This window comes from Oscillibacter sp. ER4 (assembly GCF_000765235.1).
GTDB lineage: Bacteria > Bacillota > Clostridia > Oscillospirales > Oscillospiraceae > Hominicoprocola > Hominicoprocola fusiformis.
Genome location: NZ_JPJG01000124.1, coordinates 1 through 7,658 on the forward strand (window position 1 = coordinate 1; position 7,658 = coordinate 7,658).

7 protein-coding genes are annotated in these 7,658 nt (G+C 60.3%); 6 read left to right on the forward strand and 1 reads right to left on the reverse strand.

The genetic code is table 11. The annotated features are described in order from the left end of the window. Nucleotides 1-216: 216 nt before the first annotated feature. Nucleotides 217-1,584 carry an MATE family efflux transporter gene (locus tag NI20_RS0113535; RefSeq protein ID WP_033121915.1) on the reverse strand — a complete coding sequence of 456 codons (1,368 nt, stop codon included), beginning with the start codon at nucleotides 1,582-1,584 and terminating at the stop codon, nucleotides 217-219. Nucleotides 1,585-1,858: 274 nt separating this feature from the next. Between NI20_RS0113535 and rimP the strand changes: the two genes are divergently transcribed. From rimP to rbfA, 6 genes are all read left to right on the forward strand, one after another. After that, on the forward strand, nucleotides 1,859-2,314 hold the full coding sequence (gene rimP / locus NI20_RS0113540; RefSeq protein ID WP_033121916.1) for a ribosome maturation factor RimP: 456 nt from the start codon (nucleotides 1,859-1,861) through the stop codon (nucleotides 2,312-2,314). 48 nt (nucleotides 2,315-2,362) lie between these two features. Then, complete coding sequence (gene nusA / locus NI20_RS0113545) at nucleotides 2,363-3,424, forward strand: transcription termination factor NusA (protein WP_052084740.1); 1,062 nt, start codon at nucleotides 2,363-2,365, stop codon at nucleotides 3,422-3,424. Nucleotides 3,425-3,625: 201 nt separating this feature from the next. Next, nucleotides 3,626-3,898: an RNase P modulator RnpM gene (gene rnpM, locus NI20_RS0113550; protein WP_033121917.1), complete on the forward strand. Its 273-nt coding sequence runs from the start codon at nucleotides 3,626-3,628 to the stop codon at nucleotides 3,896-3,898. After that, on the forward strand, nucleotides 3,891-4,556 hold the full coding sequence (locus tag NI20_RS14365) for a ribosomal L7Ae/L30e/S12e/Gadd45 family protein (RefSeq protein WP_052084742.1): 666 nt from the start codon (nucleotides 3,891-3,893) through the stop codon (nucleotides 4,554-4,556). The genes rnpM and NI20_RS14365 overlap by 8 nt, the downstream gene beginning before the upstream one ends. A gap of 13 nt (nucleotides 4,557-4,569) precedes the next feature. Further along, nucleotides 4,570-6,966, forward strand: a complete 2,397-nt coding sequence (gene infB / locus NI20_RS0113560) for a translation initiation factor IF-2 (RefSeq protein WP_033121918.1) — start codon at nucleotides 4,570-4,572, stop codon at nucleotides 6,964-6,966. 220 nt (nucleotides 6,967-7,186) lie between these two features. Beyond that, nucleotides 7,187-7,582, forward strand: a complete 396-nt coding sequence (gene rbfA, locus NI20_RS0113565) for a 30S ribosome-binding factor RbfA (RefSeq protein WP_033121919.1) — start codon at nucleotides 7,187-7,189, stop codon at nucleotides 7,580-7,582. Nucleotides 7,583-7,658: the final 76 nt, after the last annotated feature.

Consider the following 7,658-nt stretch of genomic DNA (forward strand, 5'->3'; position numbering starts at 1 on the left):
CAGTTGCATTCCGAAGGCATAAAGGTTATTCAACCCCGAGACTGCCAATCTAAACCTTTCTCTTGGGGGATTTAAAGGGGGATATTCTCTTTCGTGAAAGAGAATATCCCCCTTTGCCCCCGCCGCCCACAGGCGGCATATCCCTCCGCGCCGTGCGTGGAAAGAAGTCTTCGCCCTTTAGGCGAAAAAAGAGCTGTCCGCAAGGACAGCTCTTTTTCATTCTGCTGCGTGGGACGCATCCAGCGGCTTGACATATTTCTTATAGCAATACAAAAAGTATGCGATCTCCGCCGCGCCCGTGAGTACCCACGAGAACGGATAGAGCATATAGAGCGAGCGGATCGTATGGAAGTGGGCGAACACGGTGTAGATCCACGCCACGCGGAACACGCACGAGCCGAGGAACACGAAGATCATCGGCACGAGGCCCTTTCCAAGGCCGCGCGAGGCGGCGGTGGTGCAGTCCATCGTGGCTGAGATCGGGAACGAGAAGCACATGACCCAGATGCGCGCGAGGCCCGCCTCGATGACGTCGGATTCCGACGTGAAGAGCGAGAGAAACTGGTGCCCAAACAGCAGGAACAGCCCGCCGAGCACCGCTGCGGCTACTGCGGAATAGCAGAGCGTCAGCAGGTAGCTCTTGAGCACGCGGCGCGATTTGCCCGCGCCGTAGTTCTGCCCGACAAAGCTCGAGCAGGCGATGTAAAACGCGTTCATCACGGAGTAGACGAGGTTATCCACATTGCCCGCCGCGGAGTTGCCCTCGACGACGACGGTGCTGAACGAATTGACGCCCGCCTGAATGAAGAGGTTTGCGACCGAGAAGATCGCGTTCTGCAAACCTGCCGGCACGCCGACAGACAGCGCGTGGATGGCCTTGTCCTTGTGGAAGCGGACCTCTTTTAAGCTGAGGCTGTAGATCTCCTTGCTGCGCATGAGCGAGCGGACGATGAGCCCCGCGGACACGCACTGCGAGAGCATGCTCGCGAGCGCGACGCCGTCGGTCGACATCCCGAGTCCGATGACGAACACAAGGTCGAGGATGACATTGAGCACGCCCGCGGTGGAAAGGAAGATGAGCGGCGTTTTCGTGTCGCCGATGGCATTCAGAACGCCGTTGCCGTAGTTATAGAGCGCGGCGGCAGGCATGCCGAGAAAGTAGATGCGAAGGTACAGCTCCGCCCCGTCGATGAGGTCGTCGCGCGTGTTCAGAAGCTCGAGCAGCGGGCGGGCGAAAATGAGGCCCAGCGCCAGCATTAAAAAGCCCGCGATCAGGCAGACAAGAAACGACGTGTGGACGGATTCGCGCACGTTTTTCTCGCTGCGCGCGCCGAAATACGTGGCGACAAGCACGTTGACGCCGCTGCCAAGGCCCATCAGAAAGCCCGTGAACAGGAAAATGAGCGTCGTGGTCGAGCCGACCGAGCCCATGGCGGCAGAGCTTGAAAAGCGGCCGACGACCGCAAGGTCGACCATGCTGAAGAGCATCTGCAAAAGGTTAGTGAACATCAGCGGCAGCGAAAAGCCGATGATCTGGCGGCTAAGGCTGCCCTGCGTCATATCGAGCGTGGCGGAACGCGCCATAAAATATCCCTCTCTCTCATTCTCTATTCAGAGTCCTATCCTTATAGCACACTTTTCCCCGCTTTGCAAGCGGGAAGGGTGCGGCGCGCAAAAAATAACGGAAAACAGCGGAAATTTTTTCAAAAAAGCCGCAAACTGCGCGCAAAAACGCTTGCATTCCGCAGCTTTGTGTGATAGTATGCTTGTGTTATGGATGCAGGAAACGCAGAGTGGACCGTTTGGCCCGCTCTTTCTTTTGCAAATTTCGGAAAAAACACGGATTGCGAGGGATACAATGAAGAAAGTGACAGAGACCGTGCGCGAACTGGCGCTCCCCGTGGTCGAAGAGAACGGCTGCAAGCTCTGGGACGTGGAATATGTCCGCGAGGCCGGACAGTGGTATCTGCGGATCTACATTGATAAGGACGGCGGCGTGAACATCCTCGACTGCGAGGCCATCTCCCGCGCGCTGAGCGATATTCTGGACGAGGCCGACCCCATCGAGTCGAGCTACATTTTCGAGGTCGCGTCCGCCGGCGCGGAGCGCCCGCTCAAGCGGCCCGGTGACTTTGAGCAGTTCATGGGCTCGCCCGTGCTCTTGAAGACCTACAAGCCCGTCGACGGGCGCAAGGAATTTTCCGGTGATCTCGCGGGCTACGACAACGGCGCGGTCACGCTTCGCATCGGCGAAGAGGAAAAGCGCTTTGAAAAGGACGCGGTCGCGCTTGTGCGCCTGCGCTGCGACTTTTAACCAAAAAGAATACCAATTACTTTGATTATACAGAATAGGAGCATACCCATGAAATGTGATGAAATCTTCGCAGCGCTTGCGATGCTGGAAAAGGAACGCGGCATTTCTCAGGCCTTTATGATGGATAAGATCGTTCAGGCGCTCACCACCGCCTACAAGCGCGACCACGAGGGTGTGGAAAACGTCGTCGTCGACGTGGACGAGGGCAAGCGCGAGCTCAAGATGTTCGTGCAGAAGGAAGTCGTGGATGAGGTCGAGAACCCCGGCACGCAGATGAGCCTCGATGACGCGAAGGCCATCTCCGCCAAGTACAACGTCGGAGATATCGTCAACATTCCCGTCGACAACATCGAATTCGGCCGCATCGCCGCGGGCAACGGCAAGCAGGTCATCATCCAAGGCCTGCGCGAAGCCGAGAGCGGCATGGTCTACGACGAATACAACTCCAAGCAGCATGAAATTCTCACCGGTGTCGTCACGCGCATCGATCCCCGCACGGGCAATGCGTCCCTTCGCATCGGCACCGGCACGGAAGCGACAGACGCCATTCTTCTCGCCGGCGAGCAGGTCAAGGGCGAGACGCTCATCGAGGGTCAGCGCATCAAGGTCTACCTTGTCGACGTGCGCCGCCAGTCCCGCGGCCCGCAGGTCGTGATCTCCCGCACGCACCCGGGTTTGGTCAAGCGTCTTTTCGAGCTCGAAGTGCCCGAAATTTACGACGGCACAGTCGAGATTCGCTCCATCGCCCGCGAGGCGGGCTCCCGCACGAAGATGGCGGTGTGGAGCAACGACGAGAACGTCGACCCCATCGGCGCGTGCGTCGGCCCCCACGGCCAGCGCGTGAACAGCATCGTCGAAGAGCTGCGCGGCGAAAAGATTGACATCATCAAGTACAGCGACGATCCCGCGGAGTACATCGCCGCGGCGCTCGCTCCGGCGGACGTTGTCGACGTGCGCCTTGCCGAAGAGGGCAAGGCCTGCCGCGTCATCGTGCCCGACGATCAGCTTTCCCTTGCCATCGGCAAGGAGGGCCAGAACGCGCGCTTAGCCGCACGTCTCGTCGGCTACAAGATCGACATCAAGCCCGAGAGCTATCGCGAAGAAGAGTGATCTTCAAAAATGTGCATAGGCACATTTTTGAGCTTCAATTTGCACCCCGTTGCGCGCACTCGCTTGCGCTCGCACACTTGCGGGGCGAGAAGTGTTTTTACTGACGCACCGGTCGCTAGTAAAAACGATTTCAGTTCATTTGCGCCGTGCGCGGCGCAAAAAAGTCCGAGGCGCTGAAAGCGCCAAAGAGGAGGGCGGCTCATGCAGAAAGTGAAGAAGATCCCGCAGCGCCAGTGTGTGGGCTGCCGCGAGATGAAGGACAAACGCGCACTCATCCGCGCCGTCAAATCGCCGCAAGGCGAGGTGTCGCTCGACTTTACGGGCAAAAAGCCCGGGCGCGGCGCTTACGTCTGCCCGAACAGCGAATGCCTCAAGCGGGCGCGCAAATCCCGCGCGCTCGAGCGCGCGCTGGACACGGCCATCCCCGAGAGCGTCTACGAAGAAATGGAAAAGGAGATGGCAAACGGTGGATAAACTGCTCAATCTGATCGGCCTTGCCAAAAAGGCCGGAAAGCTGGAGGTCGGTGAAGAGCCCGTCGGCGCGGCGGCACGAAGCAAGCACGCGCGGCTCATCCTCATCGCCTCGGATGCGGCGGACAACACGCGCCGCCGCGCGCTCCACTTCGGCGAGGCGGGCGAGTGCATCTGCCTTGAGATCCCGCCGACGAAGGAGGACCTCGGCAGAGCGCTGGGGCGCACATCCTGCGCCCTGCTGGCGCTGACGGACATCGGCTTTGCCGAGGCCGTCGCGAAAAAGCTGGCGGAGAGTGACGAAGCGCACTACGGCGAGGCGGCCAAGCGCCTGACGATCAAGGCGGCCCGCGCCGCCGAGCGGAGGAAAGAGCTCAAGCAGCACGAAAAAAATGTGCGCACCGGCAAGAAAAAGCCGCATCAGGAAGAGCCGCAGCCCGCTCCCGCCGCAAAGGCCAAGAGCGCGGAAAAGAGCGAGAGCAAGCGCCCGAGAGGCGCGGTCAAGCACGGACGCACGCGCGCCGAGAGAGAAAAGGCGCACCGCGCCGCGGAAAAGCAGCGCGCGGCAAGGCGCTTTGCCCATTCCCGCCCCGTGAAGAAGGGCAAGGGCAGCATCAAGAAAGACAGTAAGCAGAGATCACAACACACGGAGGTGCAATAATTTGGCTACTACAATGAACAAGAACAAGGTATCCGATATGGCAAAGGACTTCGGCCTTACGTCGAAGGACATTCTGTCCGTTCTGAGTACCTATGAGGACGGGAGCAAGAAGCCTTCGCAGGTGTTGTCCGCGGACGAGGTCAACCTGATCTTCGAGCATCTGACGCAGAAGCATCAGGTGAAGATCGAGTCGATCTACGCCGAGTCCGCTCCCCAGAAAAAGCCCGAGCCCAAGGCCGCTCCCGCGCAGAGTCAGCCCAAGGCGAATAACGCTCAGAACCAGCCGAGAAACAATAACGGCGGCAGCCGTCCCCAGCCCCAGCAGGGCCAGCAGGGCAAGCCCGCCCAGCCGCAGCAGAACACCCAGCCGGTGCAGCAGCAGAGCAAGTCCACCGCCACGCAGCATCCCACGACGCGCGTGCCGGAAAAAAAGATCGTCGACACCCGCAAGGTCACGAACGTCAACCTTGACAAGTACGACGAAAAGCTGCAGGACATGGCCGAGCGCTCCGGTGACCGCCGCGACTTAGAGCGCGGCAGCAAGGAAAAGTTCCGCAACAGCAGAAACCGCAACAACCGTCAGCAGCCGTTCTCCGGCAAGCGCAAGCAGGAAGAGGCCGAAAAAATGCGCCGCCTGCAGCTTGAGATCGCGAAGAAGACGACGCTGACCGTCAAAATTCCCGACGAGATCTCCGTCGGCGAGCTGGCCTCCCGCATGAAGAAGACGGGCGCCGAGGTCGTCAAGTGCCTAATGAAAAACGGCGTGATGGCGTCCCTTTCCCAGATGATCGACTTCGACACCGCGTCCTTTGTCGCTGAAGAGCTCGGCTGCAAGGTCGAAAAGGAAGTCGTCGTGACGATCGAGGAAAAGCTCATCGACGATCACGAGGACAGCGCCGACGAGCTCCAGCCCCGCGCGCCGGTCGTCGTCGTCATGGGTCACGTCGACCACGGCAAGACGAGCCTTCTCGACTATATCCGCAACGCTCACGTCGCCTCCGGCGAGGCGGGCGGCATCACCCAGCACATCGGTGCCTATCAGGTGCAGATCAAAGGCAAGCCCATCACCTTCCTCGATACCCCGGGCCACGAGGCGTTCACCTCCATGCGCGCCCGCGGCGCGATGATCACGGATATCGCCATCCTCGTCGTTGCGGCAGAGGACGGCATCAAGCCGCAGACCATCGAGTCCATCAACCACGCCAAGGCCGCTGAAATTCCCATTATCGTCGCCATCAACAAGATGGATAAGCCCGACGCCAACCCCGAGCGCATCAAGCAGCAGCTGACCGAGTACGGCCTTGTTGCCGAAGACTGGGGCGGTGACACCATTGTCTGCCCCATCTCCGCCAAGACCGGCATGGGCATCGACAACCTGCTCGAAATGGTCGCGCTGACCGCCGAGGTCGCCGAGCTCAAGGCCAACCCCAACCGTGCCGCGTCCGGTGCTGTGGTCGAGGCGCGCCTTGACAAGGGCCGCGGCCCGATCGCAACGCTGCTCGTCCAGAACGGCACGCTCCATCAGGGCGACATCATCATCGCTGGTACGGCTGTCGGCCGCGTGCGCGCGATGATGAGCGACAAGGGTCAGAAGCTCACCACCGCGGGCCCCAGCGTGCCTGTGGAGATTACGGGCCTTGGCGAAGTGCCCGAGGCCGGCGCACACTTCAACGCCGTCGCCGACGAGCGCCTTGCCCGCGAGCTCGTGGAGCAGCGCAAGGAAGAGGAAAAGCGCAAGGCCAACGCCCCCATCACGAAGGTCTCGCTCGAGGACCTGTTCAGCCAGATCCAGGCGGGCGAGATGAAGAATCTCAACATCATCGTCAAGGCGGATGTCATGGGCTCGGTCGAGGCCGTCAAGGCGTCGCTTGAGAAGATCTCCAACGACGAGGTCCGTGTGCGCGTCATCCACGGCGCGGTCGGCGCGATCAACGAGAGCGACGTCATGCTCGCCGCGACCTCGAACGCCATCATCGTCGGCTTCAACGTCCGTCCCGACGCCGCGGCGCGCGACAGCGCGGCCCGCAACCATGTTGACATGCGCATGTACCGCGTCATTTACGACGCCATCGACGAGATCGAGGCCGCTATGAAGGGTATGCTCGCGCCGAAGTTCCGCGAGGCCATCATCGGCCACGCCGAAATTCGCCAGACCTACAAAGTCTCGTCCGTCGGCACCGTCGCGGGCTGCTATGTCACCGACGGCAAGATCCAGCGCGCGTGCGACGTGCGTATCGTGCGCGACGGCATCGTCATCCACGAGGGTCACCTCGCCTCGCTCCAGCGCTTCAAGGACTCCGTCAAGGAAGTCGCGCAGGGCTACGAGTGCGGCCTGAGCTTCGAAAAGTACAACGACATCAAGGTCGGCGATATTGTTGAAGCGTACGTTATGGAACAAATCGAGCAGTAAGACTTCAAAAATCCGCGAAGCGAATTTTTGAGTAGGATTCAGGCTGCGGCAGCGCACTCGCTGCGCTCGCACGTTTGCAGCCTGTAAAGTGTATTTCTGACGCACAGGTCGTCAGAAATACAGATCAAGATTTTTGCGCCGTGCGCGGCGCAATGTTTAGAAGCCTTAAGGTAGGGGCGGGCGTTCGCCCGCCCCTGCTTTTTTCAAAGGAGGAATAAAAATGGCAAGCAATCGCATTGGACGCATCAATGAAGAGATCCAGCGCGAGCTCAGCTCGCTCTTCCGCACGCTCAAGGACCCGCGCGTCCAGAGCGGCATGGTGACCATTACCCATGTGGACACGACGAGCGACCTGCGCTATTCGCGCATTTACGTAAGCGTTCTCGAAAAGCCGCTCGAAAAGGACGTCATTCGCGGTCTCAAGAGCGCGGCGGGCTATCTCCGGCGCGAGCTGGGCGCGAACATGTCGCTGCGCTACACGCCGGAGCTGCAGTTCATCGCGGACGACTCCATCGAATACGGCGCGCACATCTTAGAGATGCTGCGCGACCCGCGCGTGGTGAAGCCCGCGAACCCCGAAAACGAAACACTGAACACGGAGGATGAGCAGGAATGACCGTTTCCGAAGTCGCGGCATACCTCCGCGCGCACGACAAGTACCTCATTCTCACCCATCGCCGTCCGGACGGCGA

Excerpts from the sequence above, each read along its gene's own strand:
- NI20_RS0113535 (WP_033121915.1), bottom strand. The coding sequence starts at position 1,584 with ATGGCGCGTTCCGCCACGCTCGATATGACGCAGGGCAGCCTTAGCCGC.
- rimP (WP_033121916.1), top strand. The coding sequence starts at position 1,859 with ATGAAGAAAGTGACAGAGACCGTGCGCGAACTGGCGCTCCCCGTGGTC.
- nusA (WP_052084740.1), top strand. The coding sequence starts at position 2,363 with ATGAAATGTGATGAAATCTTCGCAGCGCTTGCGATGCTGGAAAAGGAA.
- rnpM (WP_033121917.1), top strand. The coding sequence starts at position 3,626 with ATGCAGAAAGTGAAGAAGATCCCGCAGCGCCAGTGTGTGGGCTGCCGC.
- infB (WP_033121918.1), top strand. The coding sequence starts at position 4,570 with ATGAACAAGAACAAGGTATCCGATATGGCAAAGGACTTCGGCCTTACG.
- rbfA (WP_033121919.1), top strand. The coding sequence starts at position 7,187 with ATGGCAAGCAATCGCATTGGACGCATCAATGAAGAGATCCAGCGCGAG.